We start from the raw sequence: 22487 nt of genomic DNA on the forward strand, positions 1-22487 counted from the left end.
CCCGGTCCGCTTCCACAGCGGCCGGCTCAGCTCAAGGGAGAACTCAGTTCAGGGGAGAAAGGGGGCTACCGGCTCGCTGCGGGCACCAGGACCCACAGCACCTCAACCGATTCATCCGTCGGGTTCACCCAGGTGTGGGGTTCCCGCCCCGGGAAGGTGACGGTGTCGCCGGAATTGAGCACATACTCCTCATTGGTGAGGATGAGCTTGATGGTGCCCTTGATGACGTGCAGCACATCGACGTCGCAGTCAACGGCATAAAGCTCCGATTCGCCGCGGCCCATCGGGGCAATGACGGCCTGGATGATCTGGACGCGCCGCTCGGAGCGCGCCGTCAGCAGCCGCTCCACGATCCCTTCGCCGCCCAGCGAGATGCGCGGGCCGGCGTCGCGCTTTGTCAGGTGGGTTTCCGGGGCGGCGAACAGGTCGCCGATGGAGATCGAAAGCACCTGACACAGCGTGACCAGCGACGCGACGGACGGCGACGTCAGATCGCGCTCGACCCGGCTGAGGAAGCCCTTGGTCAGGCCGGTGGCATCGGCAACCTGTTCAATGGTGAGCCGCTGCGACTGGCGTGCGGCACGGATTCTTGAACCGATGGCAACCGGAACATTGCTCGGCTCAACTGGTAGTGCCTTCATTTACGAACCTTTCACGGCCGGCCGCTCGGCCCCATCTTTGGAGCCATACTAGCGGCCCGCCCCCGATCCGACGCGGCGGGAATCGCGTCACAGGAGATTGCGTCTTGACTGTTACTCCGATCACAGCCTACGCTTTTGTGCAACAAGTGTTGCTTATCAAGCAACCGAAGGTGAATCCTTCACACTTCCACTCCCAGAGCAGCGGAATCCTTGCACCACCAACGGCACTCCCCCGGATTCCAGCACAAGCTGCCAGAGCTCCAAGGAGCCCCAAAAAATCATGGACGCAAACTTCGTCAATATCGCCATCGTGGTGACCTATCTGGTCGCCATGCTAGCCTTCGGCTGGTGGGGCAAGTCCCGCACCAAGAACAACAGCGACTTCCTCGTGGCCGGCCGCCGCCTTGGTCCCCTGCTTTACACCGGCACCATGGCCGCCGTCGTCCTGGGCGGCGCGTCCACCGTGGGCGGCGTCGGCCTGGGCTACAAGTTCGGCATCTCCGGCATGTGGCTGGTAGTCGCCATCGGTTCGGGCGTTCTCCTGCTGAGCCTGCTTTTCGCCGGCACCATCCAGCGGCTGAAGATCTACACGGTCTCCCAGATGCTGAGCCTGCGCTACGGCCAGCGCGCCACCCAGACCTCCGGCATCGTCATGCTGGCCTATACGCTGATGCTCTGCGCCACCTCCACGGGCGCCTACGCCACCATCTTCGTGGTCCTGTTCGACTGGGAGCGCTGGCTCGCCATCGCCGTCGGCGGCGCCATCGTGCTGGTCTACTCCACGATCGGCGGCATGTGGTCCATCACCCTCGCCGACCAAGTGCAGTTCATCATCAAGACGGTCGGCATCTTCTTCCTCATGCTCCCGTTCGTCCTCAACGCCGCGGGCGGCCTGGACGGCATCCGTGCCCGCGTTGACGCGAGCTTCTTCCAGCTCGACGGCATCGGCGTGCAGACCATCATCACGTACTTCGTGGTGTACACACTTGGACTGCTGATCGGACAGGACATCTGGCAGCGCGTCTTCACCGCCAAGACCCCCACCGTGGCCCGCTGGGGCGGCGCCACCGCCGGCGTCTACTGCATCCTGTACGGCGTCGCCGGCGCCTTGATCGGCCTGGCCGCCCGCGTGGCCCTGCCCGACATCGACGTCAAGGCCCTTGGCAAGGACGTTGTCTACGCCGAGGTCGCGACCCACATCCTGCCGATCGGCATCGGCGGCCTGGTCATGGCCGCCGCCGTCGCCGCCATGATGTCCACGGCCTCCGGCGCCCTCATCGCCGCTGCAACGGTTGCCCGCGCCGACGTGGTCCCGTTCGTAGCCAGCTGGTTCGGCAAGACGATCAACACCGACGACACCGAAAACCCCGAACACGACGTCAGGGCCAACCGCTACTGGGTCCTCGGCCTGGGCATCGTGGCCGTGTTGATTTCCATGGCGGCGCAGGACGTCGTGGTGGCCCTGACCATCGCCTACGACATCCTGGTGGGCGGCCTGCTGGTTGCCATCCTGGGCGGCCTGGTCTGGAAGCGTGGCACGGGCATCGCTGCGGCCTGGTCCATGGCCGTCGGCTCGGTCCTGACCTTGGCTCTGCTGATCGCCTACGCAACAGGGATTATCCCGAGCGAAGACGGCGTCTACGCCAACGATCCCATTTACTGGGGCCTCGGGGCATCGCTGCTCGTCTACGTCGTGGTCTCCTACCTCACCCCTCCCACGGAGCCCGAGGTCCGCGAGGCCTGGGACCGTCGCGTTGCCGGAGCGGTCTCCGAAGAACTCCCGCTGGAAGCCCACCCGGTGGCCAGCCACGCGGCTCCCTGAGCCTCACCGAATTAATCACGACGGCGGTGCCTTCCCTTCGCGGGGAAGGCACCGCCGTCGTCGTTCACAGCAAGGTGGTGGCGCTTACTCGTTTTCCTCGGACTCCAGGAACTCGTCTCCGTCCAATGGCGGCGGCACGATGGGCTGGTCCTCGCCGCGGAAGTCGTCCACGTCCAGCGGAACCACGCGCTCGGCTTCGTCGAACAACTCCTCCTCCTCCGTCTCGTCATCGCTAACGGGGGCGTCCTCGGCGTAGTCGTAGGCGGGATCGGACTCCAGGGAGTTCCGGACGGGCGGGATGGGGAGTTTGCCGTTGGTGTTCATGGTGAAACCTCCGTGCGCTAGGGCTGACGGCAGCCGAATCGAACCACGCCTTCAGCCTGGCCTGAACCCGAATCGGCCGGGGGCGGGCCTGCCGGCGAACCCGCCCTGGGTTTCATTCGAACACCACGGGCGCGGGCGGTCAAGGGCAGCGCGGAAGGCCACGGAAAACCCCGCAAGGGACCGCATTTTTAAGGGCTCCCTAAACTCTTGCCTGAGGACCACCGGCCGAAAATCCGCGGAATTGCGGGGTAAGCTGGGCATGCAATGGGGCCGAACCATGCCTCATCTAGCCCAGGAGCTCACGTGTCTCAGCACGCCAAATCTGACCGCCACCCCGACGCCGCCACGGCGCCCGCCGGGCTCGGCCCCGCATCCACCGCCGCAGCCCCGAAGAACCCAGCCCCAAACACCGCCGCACCGAACAGCGTTCCCACTGCAGCGGACATCAAGCGCTGGCGCCAGTACCTGGCCGACGAACGCGCCGAGGCCGCCGTGTACCGGGACCTGGCCCAGAGCCGGTCCGGCGAGGAGCGCGCCATCCTCCTGGCCCTCGCCGAAGCCGAAGGCCGTCATGAGGCCCATTGGCTCAAGCTGCTCGGCGGTCACGCCGGCAAGCCCCGCCACGCCTCGCTCCGCAGCCGGCTGCTCGGCTTCCTGGCACGGCACTTCGGCTCCGTCTTCGTGCTCGCGCTGGCGCAGCGCGCCGAAGGACGCTCCCCGTACACCAAGGAACCGTCCGCCACCCCCGCCATGGCGGCCGACGAACAGATCCACGAAGAAGTGGTGCGGGGCCTGGCCACCCGCGGCCGCAACCGGCTCGCGGGCACGTTCCGGGCGGCGGTCTTCGGCGCGAACGACGGCCTGGTCAGCAACCTGTCACTGGTCATGGGCATGGCGGCCACGGGCGTGGGCAGTGCCGTGGTCCTGCTGAGCGGAATTGCCGGGCTGCTCGCCGGCGCGTTTTCCATGGGCGCGGGTGAGTTCGTGTCCGTGCGTTCGCAGCGGGAACTGCTGGCCGCAACCCTTCCCACCCAGGTCACGCTCGCCGCGGCTCCCCAGCTGGACATCGAACACAACGAGCTCCTGCTGGTGTACCTCGCCCGCGGCATGTCCCGTGAGGCCGCCGAGCACAGGGTGGCCGAGCGCATGGGCCTCTTCGCCTGCGACTGCGATCCGAGCCTTTCACTCCGGCCCGAGCTGCCGAAAACCGAGGATGAGCACGAGGCTGTGGGCACGGCATGGGGTGCGGCGCTCTCCAGCTTCTGCTTCTTCGCGTCGGGCGCCATCGTCCCCATCATTCCGTTCATTTTCGGCATGACGGGACTCGGCGCGCTCGTGGTGGCCGCAGCCCTGGTGGGCATCGCGCTGCTGGCAACCGGCGGCGTCGTCGGCCTGTTGTCCGGCACTTCTCCCCTGACCCGTGGCCTCCGGCAGCTGGCCATCGGCCTGGGCGCGGCCGGCGTCACCTATCTGCTGGGGATGGCCTTCGGCGCCGTGATCGCCTAGTGGGAACGGCCGGCGCCCGGCACCTTACCGGGGCGCTTTAGTGGACGGTCCGGTCGAACAGGGCGAAGGGGCCCAGCACCCTGGCGGCGGACTCCGGCGCAGGAAGCATGCGCGGCATTCGGCACCAGCGGGGGCGGCCAGGTTTGTCCGCAAACTTGTCCTCATCGCCGTCTTCGGGTGTGTGGCTTTCCTGGCGGCAGGACTCAGATGTGTATAAGAGACAGCGCCTTGTTGGGCTGCTGGATTTCCGCGCCGGCGGCGGCCAGCCCGCGGGCCGGGCGGCCGGGCCCGGGGAGGCCTGTCTCTTATACACATCTAGATGTGTATAAGAGACAGGCCAGGTATCCAGCCCGGTGGGGCAGGCCGCGCCGCGGACGCGCCGCCGCCTGGCCTCGAGGAGTCGGATTCGCCGCTGGGGACGCCGGTGCCTCCGGCGGAGCGCAGCGACTCGTACAAGTTCCTCGCCGTGAATGCCGACGGCACCCCGGTTGGCTACTCGCCGTGCCGTCCGCTTCACTACGTCGTGAACGCAGATCTGGCACCGGAGGGAGCGGCCGGGTTGGTCAGCGAGGCGATCAAGACCGTGTCCCGCGCCACGGGCATCCGGTTCATCAACGACGGCGCCACGGACGAACAGCCCTCGGAACACCGCGCCCCGTACCAGCCAGGGACGTACGGCGACAGGTGGGCGCCGCTGCTGGTCGCCTGGACCAACCCGGACGTGGCGCCGAAACTCAAGGGCCAGATCATCGGCACCGGCGGCAGCACGCACTACAGCTACGGCGACGGACCCAAGACGTTTGTCACCGGCAGCCTCGAGCTGGACGCCCCGCAGATTGCGGAGGAACTGGACCGCCCGGACGGCGCCGCGTACGCCACCGCGGTCATCCTGCACGAGCTGGGCCACGTGATGGGGCTCGAGCACGTTGATGACCCCGTCCAGCTGATGTACCCGGAGATCGGCGCTCCGGACGGACTGGCTTCCGGAGACCTCAACGGCCTGCAGGCGCTGGGCAAGGCGCCCTGCCGCAAGGACCTCTAGGCCGCAGCGTCCTCCAGCCGCGGTTCCAGCGGGCACGTGCCCTCAGGCGTCCAGGACGGCGAGCGCCTCCTCCACGCTGTCCACCAGGAAGATCCGCTGCTCCATCCTCCTGCCCTGGGCGAGGCTCCGGAGCATGGGCCACGCGGGGAACCGGCGTTCCCAGTGGTCTCGCCCCACGAGCACCATGGGGGTCACTGTCTCCGGGGCGCCGTAGTAGTTTTCGCACGCATCCTGGAAGATTTCCTGGACGGTTCCGGCGGCGCCGGGAAGGAAGACAATCCCGCCGTTGCAGAGCTCCAGGAGCACGGCCTCGCGGACCGAATTCGCGAAGTACTTGGCAATGTGGGTGGCGAAGTAGTTGGGTGGTTCGTGTCCGTAGAACCACGTGGGGATGCCCAGGGATGCGGTTCCGCCCGGAAAGCGCTCGACGACGGCTTCCGCGGCCCGCGCCCACGCGGACACCGAGGGGCGGAAGCCGGGGACGGAGGACAGTTCACCGAGGACGCCGTGAAATTCCGTTCCGGGCACCGCACTCAGGTAGGCGCCCAGATTCGCGGCTTCCATGGCGCCCGGCCCGCCGCCGGTGGCCACCATTCGCCCGCCGCGGGCGAGAAGCCGGCCCAGCATGGCGGCGTCGGCGAAGTCCTTGGTTCCGCGCTGCGATGCGTGGCCCCCCATCACGCCGACGATGGTGCGTCCCTCGCTCCGGGCCGAGCCCGCGAGTGCCTCGAGGGCGTCGCCGATGGCGTGGTCGTGCAGGGCGGCCGCCAGGGTGGAATCCAGGCGGCGGCGCTGGCCCGGCCGGATGCTCCACTGGTACACGAGAGCGTCCGGGGTTGCCTCATACGGCGCGTGCCGGATGCCGGCGTACAGCTCCTGCGGTGTGTACAGCTCACCGCGGTAGGGGTCGAACGGCACGCCGCCGAGCCGCGGGAAAATCAGGGCACCGCGCCGGCGCAGTGAGTCCTCCACGCCGGGATCGAACGTGCAGCCCAGGAAAATGGCGCCTTCCGCGTCCAAGGCGGCCAGCGCGGCCGACCTCCCGCGGAGGTCAAGCGACTGCGCGTGCCAGCCGTGCATGGCCTTGGCGCCGGCGCGAACCAGCTGGTCGAAACCGGCCACGCTGTCCACCTCAAGTGTCCGAGGACTGGGAGTCAGGCTGCCGGAGGGGTTCATGGGTGCCAGCCTAGCGAGTGGTGCCAGGCGCGGGGGCCAGGCTGTCTCTTATACACATCTAGATGTGTATAAGAGACGCCGCCATGCGCGGGTGCGGCGGGCCGGGCACCAAAACGGAAGCGCCCGCAGCGTGGGCCGCGGGGCGCTTCAGTCGTGTCTTGCCGGAACCAGGTCAGGAGACCTGGAGACCGCCGTTGATGTCGTACGTGGCGGCCGTGATGTAGCCCGAGTCCTCGCCCAACAGGAAGGAGATCAGTGCGGCCACTTCCTCGCGGGTGCCGACGCGGCCCATCATGATGCCTTCCGACATCTGCGCCTTGCGCTCCTCGGACAGCGTGCCACCCATGATGTCCGTGTCGATGGGGCCCGGTGCAATGGAGTTGACGGTGACGCCGAACTGGCCCACTTCGCGGGCCAGTGCACGGGTGAACCCGATGATGCCGGCCTTGGATGCGCTGTAGGCAACCTTGGAGTAGGTGCCGCCGCCGCGCTGGGCGGAGATGGAGGAGATGCTCACGATGCGCCCGAGCTTGCGCTCGATCATGCCCTTGAGCACACGCTGGGAGACGACGAAGGTTCCGCGCATGTTGATCGCGAAGACCTTGTCCCACTCCTCCACGGTGGTCTCCATGAAGGTGGTGGGCGAGCTGATGCCCGCAAGGTTGGCCAGGGCCACGATCGGCGGCAGCGCTTCTTCCACCTCGGTGATCGCCCGGTCCACGGACGCTGCATCGGAGACGTCGGCGCCGACGCCGATTGCCTTTACCGCTCGGTTGGAGCCGATCTCGGCGGCTGCGGCCTTCGCGTCCTCGGCGTTGATGTCCAGGATCGCGATGGACCAGCCTTCGCGGGCCATGCGGTCAGCCGCTGCGCGGCCGATGCCGCGGGAGGAGGCCGCACCGGTCAGCACGACCGTGCGTTCTGCGGGGAAAGGAGTGGTTGAGCTCATTGCGGGTATTCCTTCAGGTGGTACTTGGGTCGTACTTAGCGGGTAACGGTGACTTCAGCGGCAGCTGCGACGGCCGGATCCAGCGCTGCATCGCCCTCGGGGCGCTTGCGTGCATAGAGGTAGGTGGCGATTGCCGTGACGCAGAGGCAGAAGGACAGGAAGAGCAGTCCGCTCTGGTTACTGCCGGTCGCGTCCTTGAGCAGGCCTACGGCATACGGTGCCACGAAGCCGCCGAGGTTACCGAGGGAGTTGACCAGGGCGAGGCCCGAAGCAGCGGCTGCGCCGGTGAGCGCTGCGGACGGCATGGACAGGAACGGGGCGATGGCGCCGTAGATGCCCATGGCAGCGGCGGTCAGGGCGATCATCGCGAGGATCGGGTTGACGGGCAGCAGGTAGCCGGCAGCCAGCAGGCCAATTCCGGCGAGGACCATGCTCACCGAGCTGTGCCAGGCGCGCTTTCCGGTCTTGTCGGCACGCTTGCTCCAGAAGTACACGAAGACCGCGGCGATGGCGTAAGGAATGAGGACGATGAACCCGACCTCGGCCGTGGAGAACTTGCCGAGGGCCGCAACGATGGTGGGCATCCAGAGACCCAGTCCGTAGATGCCGCAGACGAGGCCGAAGTACAGGGCCGAGTAGACGAGGGTGCGCTTGTCCTTGAGGCCGGAGAGGAAGTTGTGGCTGCCGCCCTTGGACTTGGCTGCCAGTTCGGCGTCCATGGTGGTGGCAAGCCATTCGCGCTCGTCGGTGTTGAGCCACTTGGCGTCCCGCGGGCGGTCCGTCATGAGAATGGGGGTCAGCAGGCCCAGGAGGATAGCGGGGATGCCCTCGAGGATGTAGAGCCACTGCCAGCCCTGCAGGCCCATGACGCCGTCCATCTGGAGCAGGAGCCCCGAGACCGGGGCGCCCAGTGCATTGGACACGGGCTGGGCGAGGATGAAGATGCCCAGCACGGTGACGCGCTGCGCTGCGGGGAACCACAGGGTCAGGTAGAACAGGATGGCCGGGAAGAAGCCGGCCTCGGCGGCACCGAGCAGGAACCGGACGATGTAGTAGGTGCTTTCGCCGTTCACCAGGCACATGGCGGTCGCGAAGAGACCCCACGTGATCAGGATGCGCGCCAGCCACTTCCGGGCTCCGAAGCGGTACATGCCCGCGTTGCTGGGAACCTCGAGGAGTGCGTACCCGAGGAAAAAGATGCCGGCGCCAAGGCCGTAGGCAGCGGAGTTCAGGCCGATGTCCTCACTCATGGTGAGCTTGGCGAATCCGACATTGTTCCGGTCGAGGTAGGCAACGAAGTAGAGCAGGACGATCAGGGGCATGACGCGGCGGCGGACCTTGCGGAGCGTGCGGTCGCCAAGCTCTCCGAGTCCGGTGGACCTATTGGTTAATGAAGTCATCATCGACCTTCTATCTGTCGGTTCCGGACCGGCGGCTGCGCGCGGCGGGAATCCGATGCTTTTTATGAGGGGGTTCTGCCCGGTTCAGGAAGCTGGATCAGAATTCGATCTGATGTCAGACATCTGACGGAAGAACATGAGCAAAAGCATAGAAGGGTGATGCGCATTACGTCAAGGGCGGCCGCGCAGGCTCAGGACTTGGGCCCGTAAACGTAGCGCTCGTAGTCCTCAAATGTCTGGTCCATGTGCTCATCCATGGCCCGGCGCGCCAGTTCGGAGTCCCCGGTCAGGATGCTGTCGAGCACACGCTGATGGAAGGCGATGGCGTGCCGCTGGATTTCCTTGATGGCGGAGGTCTCCCGCCGCGCCAGGTACAGCGACTGTCCCAGCTGGGCCAGGAGGGCGCGGACGAAGGGGTTGCCGGAAGCCTTCAGGACCGTGTCGTGGAAGGCGATGTCCGCCAGCACGAAACCGTCCAGGTCCCCGGACTCGTGGTGCCGCTTCATGTCCGCAACGTACTTCCGCATCTCCTCGGCGTGCTCGGGAGTGTGGCGCTTGGCGGCGAGAGCGGCGGCGCCGGTCTCCACCATGCGCCGCACTTCAATCAGGCCCCGCGAAACCTGGTCCGCGGCATTGCCGTGCGAGGCCGCCTTGATGATCGCGTCAAGGCCGGTCCAGTTGTCCGTGGGGTTCACGAACGTTCCGCGCCCGGCTTTGACATACAGGATGTTCTGCGCCCGCAGCACTTTGAGTGCCTCGCGGACGGTCAGCCTGCTGACTTCGTAGGCCTTGGCGATGTCGGCTTCCGGGGGCAGGGCGTCGTGGGGCTTCAGCCGCCCGTCAAGGACGTCGTCCAGCAGGCCGTCAACGAGGTCGTCAACAAGTGTCCTGCGACCCATGGAACGTCCTACTTTCGCCTTGCATACTTCCCCTCGATGCGCCTAACACTACAGAAACGCGGGCACACTCAGGAAAACGCCCGGCCGCGGGTCAGCCGTTGGCACGGGAGCCCGTAACATAGGCGTCCAGCCGCCCGAGGGTCCTTTCGATGTTCGCCGGGTGGCGCCGGAGGTAGCCCACCAGCCGGAGGAAGAGCTTGCCGCGGACCTGCCGGGCGTCCCACTGTTCCGTCACCCGCGTACCCGGGGTCCCCGTGCCGTCCGTGGCCGGTTCCAGCAGGTAGCGCCAGACATGGCCGTAAAAGTGCCGCCAGCCGATTCGGCGGCCTTCCTCAAACTCGGTCACAGTGTTGAGGATCTTGTAGTCCACCTTGACGTTCATCTCCATGCCGAACCTGGCCCCCGGCCCCAGCCTCTCTGGTCCGCTGGGCTGGGCGCCCCTCACGGTGTCCGAGCCGTCGATTTCGCTGTGGAGGGCCGGCGTGGCCAGGACCTCGAAAATCTCTTCCGGCGAGGCGGCAATGAAACGGTCCCTGGACACGAGGTAGCGGTTGTTCATCCCGCCAGCCTAGCCGTTCCAAAGTGTTGCAGAATTGAGCATGCAGACTTCATCGTCAGCCGGTGTCCGGCGTCCGCGCATCGGCATTCCCGTCCGGCTCAGCAGCTCAGCCGACCCCGACCCCCGGGTGGCCGAGGCCAACGACCTGTTCGATTACATTGTTGACCTGGTGCGCGACGGCGGCGGGGAACCGGTGCTGCTCACTCCCCAACTGCTTGGCGGCGGAACGCGCGACGGCGGACGCGGCGCCGTGTCGCCCGGGGCGCTTGATGGCGTCGTCCTTCCCGGCGGCGGCGACCTTGACCCCCGGCTGTACGGCGAGGAACCGGGCGGCGCCTGCTACGACGTCAGCCCGGAACAGGACCGGCTGGACATTGCGGTGGCGCGGCAGGCGATCGAGGCGGGACTCCCCCTGCTGGGGATCTGCCGCGGACACCAGCTGCTCAACGTCCTGTACGGCGGCACGCTCATCCAGGACATGGCACCGGGAGCCGTGCCCCACCGCGACAGCCCCGCTGACGGCGGCGGGCTGTGGGCCTGGCACGACGTCACCATCACGCAAGGATCCAAGGTGGCGCGGCTGTACGGCGCGGTCACGGATCCGGTGTCCGGAAGCACCGGGGCCAGCAGCGTGAAGATCGCTTCCGGACACCACCAGGCCGTGGCGCACGTGGCGCCCGGCCTGGTGGTGACTGCAGTCGCGGATGACGGAACAGTGGAGGCCCTCGAGGATCCCGACCGGTGGGTGGCTTCGGTCCAGTGGCACCCCGAGGCAGTCGAACTGCCGGAGGCCCAGCGGCTGGCGCCGTTCCGGGCCTTCGTGGACGTGTGCCGCGGGTAAAACTGCTCCTAGATGGCGATGGCGGCGGCCAGACGCACCGGCAGCCCGGTTTCTAGTGACTCCTGCGCCGCGTCCGCCACGCGCGAAGCCGCCACGGCGTCCTCCGGTGTGCACGGGTTTTGCCGGCGGCCCAGCACGAGCTCCACGAAGGCCGCCATCTCGGAGCGGTAGGCCTGGTCAAAACGCTCCGCGAACGTCTTGTGGGACTCTCCGGACGGGAACGCGATGCCCGCCTCCGCCGACGTCAGCGCCGAGTTCTCGTCCAGGCCCACCATGAGGGAACCGGCTGAGCCTTGGATTTCCAGCCGGACATCATGCCCGGCCCCGTTGTAGCGCGAGGCTCCCACGGAACCGAGCGTGCCGTCGTCGAACGTGACGAAGGCCAGCGCCGTGTCCACGTCCCCCACCGCACCGATGGCGGGGTCGCCGTTGTTGGAGCCTTTGGCGTAGACCTCGACGATTTCCCGGCCGGTGAGCCAGCGCAGGATGTCGAAATCGTGCACCGAGCAGTCCCGGAACAGCCCGCCGGATGTCGCCAGGAATTCCACGGGCGGCGGCGCCATGTCGCAGGTGACGGCGCGCAGCGAGTGGATCCAGCCGAGCTCTCCTGCCTCGAAAGCGCGCTTTGCCTCGAGGTAGCCGGCATCGAACCGCCGCTGATGGCCGATCTGGACGGTGCCTCGGTTGGCCCGGATGTACTCCAGGACCGGAAGCGAATCCGCCACGTTCATGGCCACCGGCTTCTCACAGAACACCGGAATGCCGGCGTCGACGCCTGCCCTGATCAGCTCCGGATGCGTGCCGGTGCCGGTGGCGATGACCAGGCCGTCGATCCCGGATCCGATCAGCTCCTCCACCGACGGCAGGAACTCGGCGCTCAGACTATCGGCTACGGTGCGGGCGTGATCCGCCGCGACATCCGTCAGCCGGAGCCGCACCTTGATCCCCTGCGCGTGGAGCACGCTGTTCAGCGATGTGATGTTGCGGGCGTGCATCACGCCGATGCGGCCTACGCCGACCAGTCCAAGCGTTATGTCCTTCATGCGTTTCCTTTGAGTGAAGTGGCTCCGTGTTCAGGCACGCAGCTGGGTCGGCGTTCCGGCGCTTGCCGCCTCGGCGACTTCGGCCTGGACTTCCTTGACGATGTCGCCGTGGCCGCCGAGCTGTTCGAGCTCGTGGGCGAGTTCGGCGAGTTCGGCGCCGCCGGCCATTTGGGCGGTGAGTTCGTCGAGGGTGATGTCCTTCTTGTCGTAGTAGCCGATCGATTTGCCGCGCTTGAGCAGCAGGAACCGGTCACCGACCGGGAAGGCGTGGTGCGGGTTGTGGGTGATGAAGATGACCCCGAGGCCGCGGTCGCGGGCCTGCAGGATGTAGCGCAGCACCACGCCGGACTGCTTGACGCCGAGGGCCGCCGTCGGCTCGTCCAGGATCAGCACCTTCGCGCCGAAGTAGACGGCGCGGGCGATCGCGACGCACTGGCGTTCACCGCCGGAGAGCTGGCCGATGGGCTGTTCGACGTCGCGGAGGTCGATGCCCATGTCCGCGAGTTCCTTCTTGGTGATGTCCTTCATCTGCTGGACGTCCATGCTTTTGAACGGGCCGAAGCCGCTGGTCAGTTCCGAGCCGAGGAAGAAGTTCCGCCAAATGGGCATTAGCGGCACCACCGCGAGGTCCTGGTAGACGGTGGCGATGCCGACGTCGAGTGCGTCGCGGGGAGAGCTGAACTTCCGCTCTTCACCCATGATGTGGAGGACGCCTTCGTCGTGCTGGTGCAGCCCGGCGATGATCTTGATCAGGGTGGACTTGCCGGCGCCGTTGTCGCCCAGGACGCAGGTGACGCGGCCGTTGTCGACTGCCATGGTGACGTCGGTGAGCGCAACGATGTTGCCGTAGTGTTTGCCGACGTTCTCCAGCGAGAGCAGGTGCACGGGGGTGTGGGTCAGCGGGTCCTTCTCGTCCTTGAGGAGCTGCTGCTGGTCGATCTGTTTGGCGTTCATGGTGTTCAGCCCTTACTTACTTGAGTCTGCGCGGCGCTTGACGATCAGGTTCACGATGGTGGCCAGGAGCAGCATCAGGCCCAGGAAGAACTTGAACCAGTCCGGGTTCCACTGGGCGTAGACGATGCCCTTGTTGGCCATGCCGAAGATGAATGCGCCGATCGCGCCGCCCACGGCCGAGCCGTAGCCGCCGGTGAGGAGGCAGCCGCCGATGACCGCGGCGATGATGTAGAGGAATTCGTTGCCCACGCCTTCGCCGGACTGGACGGCGTCGAAGGCGAACAGGTTGTGCATGCCCAGGATCCAGCCGCAGAAACCGACCGCCATAAACAGACCGATCTTGGTCGCCTTGACGGGAACACCCACGGCGCGGGCGGCGTTCGCATCGCCGCCGACAGCGAAGATCCAGTTGCCCACCTTGGTGCGCAGCAGCACCCATGAGGCCACCGCCACGAGCGCGAACCAGATGAACACCGTGTTTTTCACGTCGACGCCGCCGATGTTCACCGAGGAGGAAAACACCGCCTGCGCACCCTTGTAGCCGTCCATTGTGGAGATCGACGGCGAGGACACCCCGCCGCCGATCAGCCGGGTCAGGCCCAGGTTCAGGCCGGTAAGCATGAGGAACGTCGCCAGTGTCACAATGAAGGACGGTAGCTTGGTCTTCATCAAAATCCAGCCGTTGATGAAGCCGATGGACAGCGACACCACCAAGGCCAGGAGGACGCCGACCCACACGTTCGTGCTGAAGTACCAGCTGAACATTGACGCCGTCAGCGCCGAGCTGATCACGGCCACACCGGTGGAAAGGTCAAACTCTCCGCCGATCATCAGCAGGGACACCCCGACGGCCATAATGCCGATCGTGGAGCTGCCGTACAGAATGGTCGCAAAGGCATTCGGCTGGGTAAACGTCGGGGACACCAACGCGAAGAAAATGAAGAGGACGATCGCGCCCACGAGGGCGCCGACCTCCGGACGTCCGAGAAGTTTCTGGAACGGGCTGCGCTTGGCGACCCGCTCATCGGGCGCCGCGGGCTTTGGCTTTGTCTGTGTAATGGTCATGATAATTCTTCCTTGCTGCCGAGCCGGCGCGGGGCCGGCCCGGCCAGCGGGCTGTTAGCGGATACCCTGCTGGGCGAATTTCAGGACATCAGCCGCATTGCTCTTGTCGACGACGCTCGGGCCGGTGAGGACCGACTGGCCGCCGCCGAGCTTGAATCCGCCGCGCTTGTTCTGCCAGATAGCGTCAACGGACATGTACCCCTGCAGCCACGGCTGCTGGTCCACAGTGAAAAGAACAGCTCCGTCGACGATCTTCTGTGCGAGGTCCGCGTTCAGGTCGAAGCTTGCAACCTTGGCGGAGCTTCCGGCATCCGTGACCGACTTGAGGAGCGTGAGAGTGATGGGGGCGCCGAGGCCGATGATGACGTCGGCGTCCTTGGAAGCCTGGAGCTTGGCGGTGGCGGTGGACTGAACGGCGGTCATGTCCTTGCCGTCGACATAAAGGATTTCCGTTCCGGGCACCTTGGCTTTGACGCCGGCGCAGCGCGCTTCAAGGCCGACGTGGCCCTGCTGCTGGATCACGCAGACCGGGTGCTTGTAGCCCCCTGCCGCGAGCCTGGTGCCGACAGCCTCGCCGGCGAGCTTCTCATTGGAACCGAAGTGTGTGAATGCTCCCAACTGCGCCGAAATGCCCTCACCGGCGTTGAGGCTCACGATGGGGATGCCAGCGTCGGCCGCCTTCTTCAGGACGTCCTTAAGGGCATCCGGCGTGGCGAGGGTGACAGCGATGCCGTCGACCTTCTGGTCGATGGCCTGCTGCACGAGCTGGGCCTGGCGGCCGGCTTCAGGATCCGACGTGTAGAGGATTTCAACGTTGTCCTTGGCCGACGCCTCCTCGGCGCCCTTGCGGACGATGTCCCAGAAAGTGTCGCCCGCCGCAGCGTGGGTGATGAGGGCGACCTTGATGCGTGCGGTGCTGGCTGCCTGGCCCCCACCGCCAGCCGCATTGCCCGTGTCTGCGGGCTTACCGCCGGTGCTTGAACATGCACTGAGCGCCAGCATCGGCACGACGGCCGCTACCAAAGCCGTCTTCCGCCAGGAAAAGTTCTTCACGATTTATCTCCTTTGATTTCGGGGCCGCGACCACCGCCACAATGCGGGGTCAGCAAGCCTGCTACACCGATCATGGTGATTCAGGCCACAGATGTCAATAGTTTGTCCTGACATTAGGATGTTTTAACGAGATCCGGCGCCGGGACCGAAGCCGAAGCCCGCTGCGAGCCCGTTGCGCCGTCCGCGCAGCGGTCCAAAAAGGGCCCGCGAGCACCCTTGACCGGCTGCAACTCACTGCTATTATCAAAAAGGCAGTATGTCCTATCAAGCGAACATGCACCGAACATACGAATTCCTGGACGCAGGACGGCCCGCAGCACTAAGGGAGCACTCAATGGCGAACCAACTTCACCTCAGCATCGACAGGTCGTCGCCGGTGCCGCTGTACCACCAGGTGGTCCAGGGCATCGAGGCCGCGATCCACACCGGGCTCCTGGAGCCAGGCAGCCGGCTGGAGAATGAAATAGATCTCGCCGCCCAGCTGAACCTCTCCCGGCCCACCATGCGCAAGGCCATGGATGAGCTGGTCCGCTCCGGGCTGCTGGTCCGGAAGCGCGGCGTGGGCACCCAGGTGGTTTCGAGCCAGGTCCGCCGGCCCCTGGAGCTGTCCAGCCTTTATGACGACCTCACCAACAACGGCAGCAAGCCCACCACCGAGGTCCTGACGTTCGCGCACATCGAGGCCGACGACGCCACGCGGCAGGCGCTGCACCTCCCGGCAGGCGCGAAGGTCTACCACTTCACCCGGCTGCGCAAGGTGGGCGGCAAGCCGCTGGCCCTGATGGAGAACTGGGTCCGCGATGACATCACGCGGATCGATGAGGAACTGCTCGGTTCCCAGGGCCTCTACGGCATTCTGCGCAGCGGCGGGGTCAACTTCCGGCTGGCCACGCAGCGGATCGGGGCGATGGTGGCCAACGGGTACCAGGCCCCGCTCCTCGAGACCGAGCCGGGCTCCGCGCTGGTCACCATGGAGCGCACCGCCGTGGACGACACCGGCCGGAACGTCGAGACGGGCCACCATGTGTACCGCGCCGATTCGTACAGCTTTGAAATGACCCTTGTGCAGCGCTAGACACTCAGCGCAGCCGACACGATCTGAAAGAGAACACATTCATGGCCGACTGGGTATATCCGCTGGGCAGCGCAGCCGAAGGCTGCTGGGACATCTCACTGGGAACGGCGGACTCCAGACTCCGCGTCGACGGGTGGGCGCACACGGGACTGAAGGTGGCAACGCTGGCCCCGGGTGCCGCCGTCGAACTCCCCGCCGCGGGCGAGGAACGGATCGTGATTCCGCTCAGCGGCGCCTTCACGGTGACCGTGGACGGTGAGAAGTACCAGCTGGCCGGCCGCGCCGGTGTCTTCAGCGGCCCCTCCGATGTGCTGTATTCCGGAACGGGGAAGGCCGTCACTGTCAGCTCGTCCGACGGCGGCCGGGTCGCGGTCGCCACGGCGCCCGCCAAGGTCCAGTACCCCACCCGCCTGATCACCGCGGCGGAGACGCCCGTGGAGCTGCGCGGCGCCGGAAACTGCTCGCGCCAGGTCCACAACTTTGGCACGCCGGCCGCGCTGGAGGCGGACCGTTTCATTGTGTGCGAGGTGATCACCCCCGCCGGCAACTGGTCCTCCTACCCTCCCCACAAGCACGACGAGGAGAACGACGGCGAGACGCGCCTCGAGGAGATCTACTACTTCGAGACCCGGGTGGCCGATCTTCCCGGCATCGCCGGGCCCGGGGAGGACGCTGACGCCATCGGCTACCAGCGGGTCTATGCCTCGGACGAGCGGCCCATCGATGTCGCCGCGGAGGTTCGCACCGGCGACGTGGTCCTGGTCCCCTACGGCTGGCACGGTCCGGCGATGGCCGCGCCCGGCTACGACCTGTACTACCTCAATGTCATGGCCGGCCCCGGCCGCGTCCGCGACTGGCTCATCAGCGACGACCCCCACCACGGGTGGGTCCGCCAGAGCTGGGAAGGCCAGGACGTGGATCCCCGGCTGCCGTTCCGCGGCTAGCGCCCGGCTTACCCGTTGAATTCAGCGGGATGCGGGCCGGTCCGGCCGTCGCGCTCGAGTGCATCGATGGCGGCCAGCTCGGTGTCCGCCAGCTCAAAGCCGAACAGGTCCAGGTTCTCGCGGATCCGCGCCGGAGTGACCGACTTCGGAATGATGATGCGGCCCTGCTGCAGGTGCCAGCGGAGGATCACCTGGGCGGGCGACACACCGTGCTCCGCGGCGATGGCGGTGACGGCCGGCTCCCCCAGCACGGCACCCTGCGCCAGCGGACTCCACGCCTCGGTGGCTACGCCGTGGGCCGCGTTGGACGCGGCGACGTCCCGCTGCTGGAGCGCCGGATGCAGCTCCACCTGATTGACCGCCGGGACGGTTCCGCCCAGGCCGATCAGTTTCTCCAGGTGCTCCGGCAGGAAGTTGGACACGCCGATCGCCCTGACCCGGCCGTCCCGCAGCAGCTTTTCCAGGGCCCGCCAGGACTCGAGGTAGCCGTCCGTGGCCGGAGCCGGCCAGTGGATGAGGTAGAGGTCCAGGTAATCCAGGCCCAGCTTTTCCAGGCTCGACTCGTAGGCGGCAAGGGTGGCGTCGTAGCCGAGGTCTGCAACCCACACCTTGGACGTGACGAACAGTTCCTCCCGGGCTATCCCGGACTCCGCCAGGGCCCGGCCGGTGCCGGCCTCGTTTCCGTAGATGGCGGCGGTATCGATGCTCCGGTAACCGGCGGCAAGAGCCGCACTGACCGCGGCGGCGGTGTCGTCGTCGGGCACCTGGAAGACGCCGAAGCCGAGCTGCGGCATCCGGACGCCGTTGTTGAGCGTGACGGTGGGGATCGGGGCGGTGTTCATGGAAGTTCTCTCCTGTTGTTTGTGGTGCTTGGCTGGATCAGCGGGCGGCCGGCACCGCGGGAGCGAGTGCGTCGGAGGCGTCGGAATCTGCCGGAGCGGTGACGGGGCGCGGCGTGGCGGGGGCCTTGGCCGCGGCGAAGGCCATGACGGCCAGGCCCAGCAGCGTGATGCCGGCACCGGCCCAGATGGGCGAGGTGTAGCCCAGGCCGGCGGTGATGGTCACGCCGCCCAGCCATGCACCCAGGGCGTTGCCCACGTTGAACGCGCCGATGTTGGCGCCGGACGCGAGGGTGGGGGCGCCCTCGGCGTATTTCATGACCCGCATCTGCAGGCCCGGCACGGTGGCGAAGCCGAACCCGCCCATCAGCACCAGGGAGGCGATGGTGAGGGTCTGGTTGCCGGCCGTCAGGGCGAAGGCCACGAGGACCACCACCAGGACCGACAGGACGACGAGAAGCGTGCGGTCCACGTTCCGGTCGGCAGCCTTCCCGCCGAGCGTGTTGCCGATGAAGAGGCCCACGCCGAACACGATCAGCAGCCAGGGGACGGTGGGCGCGGCGAATCCGGAGATCTGGGTGAGCGTGAAGGCGATGTAGGTGAAGGCGCCGAACATGCCGCCGTAGCCAAGGATGGTCACCAGGATTGAAAGCCAGACCTGGCCTGAACGGAATGCGCGCAGTTCGCTCCGCAATCCGCCGGGCGCCGTGTCACCGTGGCCGGCCTTCGGCACGAGGGCCAGGATCCCGGCGAAGGCCAACACGCCGATGCCGGTGATGGCCCAGAAGGTGGAGCGCCAGCCCGCGGCCTGGCCCAGCATGGTGCCGAAGGGGACGCCGAGCACATTGGCGGCGGTCAGCCCGGTGAACATGATGGCGATGGCTCCGGCCTTCTTGGTGGGGGCCACCATGCCGGCGGCCACCACCGCGCCGATGCCGAAGAAGGCGCCGTGCGCCAGGGCTGCCACGATGCGGCCGATCATCATGGTCCAGTAGTCGGGGGCCGCGGCGGAGATGAGGTTGCCGGCGATGAACAGAACCAGCAGGACGGCGAGCACGGGTTTCCGCTCGAAACGGGTCACCGCGGCGGTCAGCCCCAGTGCTCCGACCACGACGGCGAGCGCGTAGCCGGAGATCAGCCAGCCCGCCGAGGCCTCGCTGACCCGGAAGTCCGCGGCCACTTCGGGCAGCAGGCCCATGATGACGAACTCGGTGAGTCCGATGCCGAACCCGCCGAGGGCGAGGGCAATCAGGCCAATAGGCATGAAGGTGCTCCTTAGGAACTGTACGGAATGGAGTGGGGCGCGTACGCTACTAGTTGCAGACGCGTTATTTATTGTTGCACAAGCAGATATCACGCGCAAGCAACTATTTATTTAAGCTGCCCCGTCAACTGCCGGGCACGCTGAAGGAGGAAGAACGATGGGCATCAAGGACGACGCCGTGGAAGTGCGCGCGCAGGGCTGGCGGACCCTCGCGGCGCTGCACGGGCTGATCGAGGCGGAACTCGAACGCTCGCTGCAGGCCGGGGCGCAGCTGTCCGTCGTGGAGTACACCGTGCTGGACGCGCTCAGCCGGCAGGACGGCTGGCACATGCGCATGCAGCAGCTGGCGCGGGCAACCGCGCTGAGCGCGAGCGCCACCACCCGGCTGGTCAACCGGCTGGAGGACCGCGGCCTGCTGACGCGCATCCTCTGCGCCGACGACCGCCGCGGCATCTACACCGAGCTCACGGAAAACGGCATCAAGCTGCTGGAGGAGGCCCGCCCGGTGCACGATGCAACGCTGGAGCGGACCCTGGCCGAGGCCCAGGAAGTCCCCGAGCTGGCCACGCTGGTGGACGCCCTCCCCCGGCTGCACGCCCGCCTCTAAACGCTGTGAGCCAGCCGCCTGGACGGCAACTGACGGCCCGGCAAGCGGTGGACAGGTAAATAGTGGACAGCCAAAAGCCCCGCACCGCATCTGATGCGGGGCGGGGCTTCTTTGGCTGTCCGGCCAGGCCTACTTGGCGGCGAGCTGCTTGAAGTAGTGCTCGAGGTCCTCGAGGCTCTTGTCCTTGGTCTCGGGCACCACGCGCTTCACCCAGACGATGGCCGCCAGCTGGATGGCCACGAAGCCGAAGAACGTCGCTGAAACGCCGACCCAGGCGACCATCTGCGGGAAGAAAAAGCCGATCAGGAAGTTGATCATCCACAGCACGAACACGCAGATGCCCATGCCGATCCCGCGGACGTGCAGCGGGAAGATCTCGGACATGGTCAGCCAGGTGACCGTGCCGATGCAGGACTGCATGGAGGCCAGGAACGTCACCATGAACAGCAGCACGAGGTAGCCCCGGAAAGTGCTTTCCGGGATCAGCATCGAAATCAGGCCGATGGCCAGCAGCGAGGACGCCGTTCCGCCCAGGCCGACAATCAGCATGGACTTCCGGGGCACACGGGTCATCAGGGACATGCCGACGATGACGGCGACCACGGAAGTGACGCCGTTGACGACATTTGCGAGCAAGGCGCCCTGGTCCCCGAATCCGGAGCTGGAGAGGATGGAGGTGCCGTAGTACATGATGGCGTTGACGCCGCTGATCTGGTTGATGATGGCCATGCCCAGGCCCACCACGAAAATCCGGCGGATCCAGGGAACGGTGAGGTCCCGAAAGGTTCCGAGCTTGGATTGGTAGTCTTCCCTGGCAGCCTGGCGAACCTCGTCGAACTCGGTTGAGATGTCCTCCGCCGCGCGGGTCTTCCGCAGCACGTCCAGGACCTCGCCGAAGCGTCCTGCCGAGGCCAGCCAGCGCGGGCTCTCGGGCAGCACCAGCATTCCGAACCAGAGCACCACCGCCGGCAGCGTGGCGATCACGAGCATCCACCGCCAGACGTGGGAGGCCTCCGGGAAGGCATTGCCCAGCACGGCGTTGAACGTGAACGCCAGGAACTGGCCCGTGACGATCATCAGCTCGTTCTGTGTGACGATGCGCCCGCGTTGGGCCGCCGGCGACATTTCCGCCAGATACACGGGGACGATCACCGATGCCCCGCCGACCGCCAGGCCGAGGAGCGTGCGGGCGGCGACGAGGAGTTCCGTGGTGGGCGCAATGGAACAGGCGACGGTGGCCACGGCGAAGATCAGGGCGAGCCCCATGATGGTCCTGCGCCGGCCGAAACGGTCCGACAGCCGGCCGGCGGTGATGGCGCCGAACGCCGCGCCGAACAGCAGGGTGGACGTGACCAGCCCTTCTGTCAGCGGCGTCAGCCCAAGGTCGCGCTGCATGAACGGCAGTGCACCGTTGATGACGCCGGTGTCGTAGCCGAACAGCAGCCCGCCAAAGGTGGAGAACAGGGCAACCCGCCGCAAGAACCCCTTGGGATTGGCGGCGGCCGCCGCCCGTACCGGGGTTTCTGTCGTTTCAGAGCTTGCGCGGGTGTCTTCCTGTTGCCTCATACGCTGACCTTCTGCACGTACTGCTTCATCGTCTCCAGCTGGTACCGCGAGACGTCCTGCGCGTTGTCGTTTTCCGCAAAGACGCTGGACACCATGACGGAGTTGTCCCTGTCGAGGAAGCCGATCTCCTTCAGGCCGCCAAAAAACTCGTCCCAGTTGACGTCGCCGTCGCCGATCTTCAGGTGCTGGTGCACGCGCACGGGATTGCCCGGCGGGTTGGTGATGTAGCGCAGCCCGTGCGAGGCGTGGTGGTCCATGGTGTCGGCAACGTGGACGAGGCGGAGCTTGTCCCCCGCGGCGCGCATGATGTCCAGGGGCGCGTTCTGCATGTGGAAGCTGTGCGAGGCCACGTAGACCAGGCCAACGTTCTTGGAGTTGAGGCCGCGGATGACGCGGATGGCGGCGAGGCCTTCCTCCACGAAGTCGTCCGGGTGCGGGTCGATCAGGAGGTCGATGCCTTCGCGTTCGATGATGGGCAGCAGCTCTTCCATGGAGCGGTAGAAGGCGCGTTCGGATTCCTCTGCCTTCTCCGGGCGGCCGCTGAATTCCGTGTTCATGGTGCCCACGCCCAGGTCCACCGTGATCTGGATGGCGCGCTTCCAGTAGCGGACGGCGGCCTCGCGGGCGTCCTCGTCCGGACCGGACCAGCGCAGCACCGGCAGGACCGAGGCAATTTCGATCCCGGCATCCCGGCATGACTTCTTCAGCCGGCCCACAAGCTCGTCGTCAGCCTTGGGGTGGTTGAAGAACGGAATGAAATCGGCGTGCGGCGTCATCTGCATGTACTTGTAGCCGAGGTCCGCCACCACCTTGGGGAATTCCAGCAGGCTGTGGCTGTGGTGGAAAGGCGTGGGGTCGAGGGCAATTTTCACGGGGCACTCCATTGTGGATCAGTCAGTTTGTGCAAAGGACCGGAAG

General features: G+C 66.6%; 22 protein-coding genes. 7 read left to right on the plus strand and 15 right to left on the minus strand.

Annotation, left to right across the window (positions count from 1 at the left end):
* Positions 1-65: 65 nt before the first annotated feature.
* Complete coding sequence (locus B1A87_RS14075) at positions 66-641, minus strand: helix-turn-helix domain-containing protein (RefSeq protein ID WP_078028568.1); 576 nt, start codon at positions 639-641, stop codon at positions 66-68.
* Between the two features lie 280 nt (positions 642-921).
* Between B1A87_RS14075 and B1A87_RS14080 the strand changes: the two genes are divergently transcribed.
* Positions 922-2463: a sodium:solute symporter gene (locus B1A87_RS14080; protein ID WP_078028567.1), complete on the plus strand. Its 1542-nt coding sequence runs from the start codon at positions 922-924 to the stop codon at positions 2461-2463.
* An 84-nt stretch (positions 2464-2547) separates the two neighbouring features.
* Here B1A87_RS14080 and B1A87_RS14085 read toward each other — a convergent pair whose 3' ends face one another.
* Positions 2548-2787, minus strand: coding sequence for a hypothetical protein (locus B1A87_RS14085; RefSeq protein WP_078028566.1), 240 nt, complete (start codon positions 2785-2787; stop codon positions 2548-2550).
* 303 nt (positions 2788-3090) lie between these two features.
* Between B1A87_RS14085 and B1A87_RS14090 the strand changes: the two genes are divergently transcribed.
* A complete protein-coding gene (locus B1A87_RS14090) occupies positions 3091-4293 on the plus strand; it encodes a VIT1/CCC1 transporter family protein (RefSeq protein WP_078028565.1) in 1203 nt (400 codons plus the stop codon).
* Between the two features lie 319 nt (positions 4294-4612).
* The gene (locus B1A87_RS14095; protein WP_144275819.1) at positions 4613-5335 is read left to right on the plus strand and encodes a matrixin family metalloprotease; all 723 of its coding nucleotides are present in this window, start codon (positions 4613-4615) and stop codon (positions 5333-5335) included.
* Positions 5336-5377: 42 nt separating this feature from the next.
* On the opposite strand, the gene B1A87_RS14100 is transcribed toward B1A87_RS14095, so the two are convergent.
* The 5 genes from B1A87_RS14100 to B1A87_RS14120 form a co-directional block, all read right to left on the minus strand.
* Positions 5378-6511: an LOG family protein gene (locus tag B1A87_RS14100; protein ID WP_078028563.1), complete on the minus strand. Its 1134-nt coding sequence runs from the start codon at positions 6509-6511 to the stop codon at positions 5378-5380.
* A gap of 172 nt (positions 6512-6683) precedes the next feature.
* Positions 6684-7460 carry an SDR family NAD(P)-dependent oxidoreductase gene (locus tag B1A87_RS14105; protein WP_078028562.1) on the minus strand — a complete coding sequence of 259 codons (777 nt, stop codon included), beginning with the start codon at positions 7458-7460 and terminating at the stop codon, positions 6684-6686.
* Between the two features lie 35 nt (positions 7461-7495).
* The gene (locus B1A87_RS14110) at positions 7496-8863 is read right to left on the minus strand and encodes an MFS transporter (RefSeq protein ID WP_347033962.1); all 1368 of its coding nucleotides are present in this window, start codon (positions 8861-8863) and stop codon (positions 7496-7498) included.
* 188 nt (positions 8864-9051) lie between these two features.
* Entirely contained in the window at positions 9052-9759 is a 708-nt protein-coding gene (locus B1A87_RS14115) for a FadR/GntR family transcriptional regulator (RefSeq protein ID WP_078028561.1), read from the minus strand.
* A 91-nt stretch (positions 9760-9850) separates the two neighbouring features.
* Entirely contained in the window at positions 9851-10318 is a 468-nt protein-coding gene (locus B1A87_RS14120) for an SRPBCC family protein (RefSeq protein ID WP_078028560.1), read from the minus strand.
* Between the two features lie 40 nt (positions 10319-10358).
* Here B1A87_RS14120 and B1A87_RS14125 point away from each other — a divergent pair, with 40 nt between their 5' ends.
* The gene (locus B1A87_RS14125; RefSeq protein WP_078028559.1) at positions 10359-11159 is read left to right on the plus strand and encodes a gamma-glutamyl-gamma-aminobutyrate hydrolase family protein; all 801 of its coding nucleotides are present in this window, start codon (positions 10359-10361) and stop codon (positions 11157-11159) included.
* An 8-nt stretch (positions 11160-11167) separates the two neighbouring features.
* Here B1A87_RS14125 and B1A87_RS14130 read toward each other — a convergent pair whose 3' ends face one another.
* Genes B1A87_RS14130 through B1A87_RS14145 form a run of 4 tightly spaced genes read right to left on the minus strand, consistent with a single transcriptional unit; the run spans position 11168 to position 15274 of the window.
* Positions 11168-12202, minus strand: a complete 1035-nt coding sequence (locus tag B1A87_RS14130; protein WP_078028558.1) for a Gfo/Idh/MocA family oxidoreductase — start codon at positions 12200-12202, stop codon at positions 11168-11170.
* A 30-nt stretch (positions 12203-12232) separates the two neighbouring features.
* The gene (locus B1A87_RS14135; RefSeq protein ID WP_078028557.1) at positions 12233-13156 is read right to left on the minus strand and encodes an ATP-binding cassette domain-containing protein; all 924 of its coding nucleotides are present in this window, start codon (positions 13154-13156) and stop codon (positions 12233-12235) included.
* A gap of 12 nt (positions 13157-13168) precedes the next feature.
* On the minus strand, positions 13169-14221 hold the full coding sequence (locus B1A87_RS14140; RefSeq protein WP_078028556.1) for an ABC transporter permease: 1053 nt from the start codon (positions 14219-14221) through the stop codon (positions 13169-13171).
* 54 nt (positions 14222-14275) lie between these two features.
* The gene (locus B1A87_RS14145) at positions 14276-15274 is read right to left on the minus strand and encodes a substrate-binding domain-containing protein (RefSeq protein ID WP_139362838.1); all 999 of its coding nucleotides are present in this window, start codon (positions 15272-15274) and stop codon (positions 14276-14278) included.
* Between the two features lie 334 nt (positions 15275-15608).
* Between B1A87_RS14145 and B1A87_RS14150 the strand changes: the two genes are divergently transcribed.
* Both B1A87_RS14150 and iolB read left to right on the plus strand, forming a co-directional pair.
* Positions 15609-16349 (plus strand): GntR family transcriptional regulator, encoded by a 741-nt coding sequence (locus tag B1A87_RS14150; protein ID WP_078028555.1) that lies wholly within the window; start codon positions 15609-15611, stop codon positions 16347-16349.
* A 41-nt stretch (positions 16350-16390) separates the two neighbouring features.
* Positions 16391-17293 carry a 5-deoxy-glucuronate isomerase gene (iolB, locus tag B1A87_RS14155; RefSeq protein WP_078028554.1) on the plus strand — a complete coding sequence of 301 codons (903 nt, stop codon included), beginning with the start codon at positions 16391-16393 and terminating at the stop codon, positions 17291-17293.
* 8 nt (positions 17294-17301) lie between these two features.
* Here the strand turns inward: iolB and B1A87_RS14160 are convergent, their stop codons facing one another.
* Both B1A87_RS14160 and B1A87_RS14165 read right to left on the minus strand, forming a co-directional pair.
* Positions 17302-18135, minus strand: a complete 834-nt coding sequence (locus tag B1A87_RS14160; protein WP_078028553.1) for an aldo/keto reductase — start codon at positions 18133-18135, stop codon at positions 17302-17304.
* 37 nt (positions 18136-18172) lie between these two features.
* On the minus strand, positions 18173-19396 hold the full coding sequence (locus B1A87_RS14165) for an MFS transporter (protein WP_078028552.1): 1224 nt from the start codon (positions 19394-19396) through the stop codon (positions 18173-18175).
* Between the two features lie 157 nt (positions 19397-19553).
* Between B1A87_RS14165 and B1A87_RS14170 the strand changes: the two genes are divergently transcribed.
* A complete protein-coding gene (locus B1A87_RS14170; protein WP_078028551.1) occupies positions 19554-20003 on the plus strand; it encodes a MarR family winged helix-turn-helix transcriptional regulator in 450 nt (149 codons plus the stop codon).
* A 129-nt stretch (positions 20004-20132) separates the two neighbouring features.
* Here B1A87_RS14170 and B1A87_RS14175 read toward each other — a convergent pair whose 3' ends face one another.
* Positions 20133-21569, minus strand: coding sequence for a sugar porter family MFS transporter (locus B1A87_RS14175; protein ID WP_144275820.1), 1437 nt, complete (start codon positions 21567-21569; stop codon positions 20133-20135).
* Positions 21566-22441, minus strand: a complete 876-nt coding sequence (locus B1A87_RS14180) for a sugar phosphate isomerase/epimerase family protein (RefSeq protein WP_078028550.1) — start codon at positions 22439-22441, stop codon at positions 21566-21568. Before B1A87_RS14180 ends, B1A87_RS14175 begins: the two co-directional genes overlap by 4 nt.
* Positions 22442-22487 lie beyond the last annotated feature (46 nt).

Source organism: Arthrobacter sp. KBS0703 (genome assembly GCF_002008315.2).
GTDB lineage: Bacteria > Actinomycetota > Actinomycetes > Actinomycetales > Micrococcaceae > Arthrobacter.

Coding starts and splice junctions, on each gene's coding strand:
- B1A87_RS14075 (WP_078028568.1), bottom strand. CDS start 641: ATGAAGGCACTACCAGTTGAGCCGAGCAATGTTCCGGTTGCCATCGGT.
- B1A87_RS14080 (WP_078028567.1), top strand. CDS start 922: ATGGACGCAAACTTCGTCAATATCGCCATCGTGGTGACCTATCTGGTC.
- B1A87_RS14085 (WP_078028566.1), bottom strand. CDS start 2,787: ATGAACACCAACGGCAAACTCCCCATCCCGCCCGTCCGGAACTCCCTG.
- B1A87_RS14095 (WP_144275819.1), top strand. CDS start 4,613: ATGTGTATAAGAGACAGGCCAGGTATCCAGCCCGGTGGGGCAGGCCGC.
- B1A87_RS14100 (WP_078028563.1), bottom strand. CDS start 6,511: ATGAACCCCTCCGGCAGCCTGACTCCCAGTCCTCGGACACTTGAGGTG.
- B1A87_RS14105 (WP_078028562.1), bottom strand. CDS start 7,460: ATGAGCTCAACCACTCCTTTCCCCGCAGAACGCACGGTCGTGCTGACC.
- B1A87_RS14110 (WP_347033962.1), bottom strand. CDS start 8,863: ATGATGACTTCATTAACCAATAGGTCCACCGGACTCGGAGAGCTTGGC.
- B1A87_RS14115 (WP_078028561.1), bottom strand. CDS start 9,759: ATGGGTCGCAGGACACTTGTTGACGACCTCGTTGACGGCCTGCTGGAC.
- B1A87_RS14120 (WP_078028560.1), bottom strand. CDS start 10,318: ATGAACAACCGCTACCTCGTGTCCAGGGACCGTTTCATTGCCGCCTCG.
- B1A87_RS14125 (WP_078028559.1), top strand. CDS start 10,359: ATGCAGACTTCATCGTCAGCCGGTGTCCGGCGTCCGCGCATCGGCATT.
- B1A87_RS14130 (WP_078028558.1), bottom strand. CDS start 12,202: ATGAAGGACATAACGCTTGGACTGGTCGGCGTAGGCCGCATCGGCGTG.
- B1A87_RS14135 (WP_078028557.1), bottom strand. CDS start 13,156: ATGAACGCCAAACAGATCGACCAGCAGCAGCTCCTCAAGGACGAGAAG.
- B1A87_RS14140 (WP_078028556.1), bottom strand. CDS start 14,221: ATGACCATTACACAGACAAAGCCAAAGCCCGCGGCGCCCGATGAGCGG.
- B1A87_RS14150 (WP_078028555.1), top strand. CDS start 15,609: ATGGCGAACCAACTTCACCTCAGCATCGACAGGTCGTCGCCGGTGCCG.
- iolB (WP_078028554.1), top strand. CDS start 16,391: ATGGCCGACTGGGTATATCCGCTGGGCAGCGCAGCCGAAGGCTGCTGG.
- B1A87_RS14160 (WP_078028553.1), bottom strand. CDS start 18,135: ATGAACACCGCCCCGATCCCCACCGTCACGCTCAACAACGGCGTCCGG.
- B1A87_RS14165 (WP_078028552.1), bottom strand. CDS start 19,396: ATGCCTATTGGCCTGATTGCCCTCGCCCTCGGCGGGTTCGGCATCGGA.
- B1A87_RS14170 (WP_078028551.1), top strand. CDS start 19,554: ATGGGCATCAAGGACGACGCCGTGGAAGTGCGCGCGCAGGGCTGGCGG.
- B1A87_RS14175 (WP_144275820.1), bottom strand. CDS start 21,569: ATGAGGCAACAGGAAGACACCCGCGCAAGCTCTGAAACGACAGAAACC.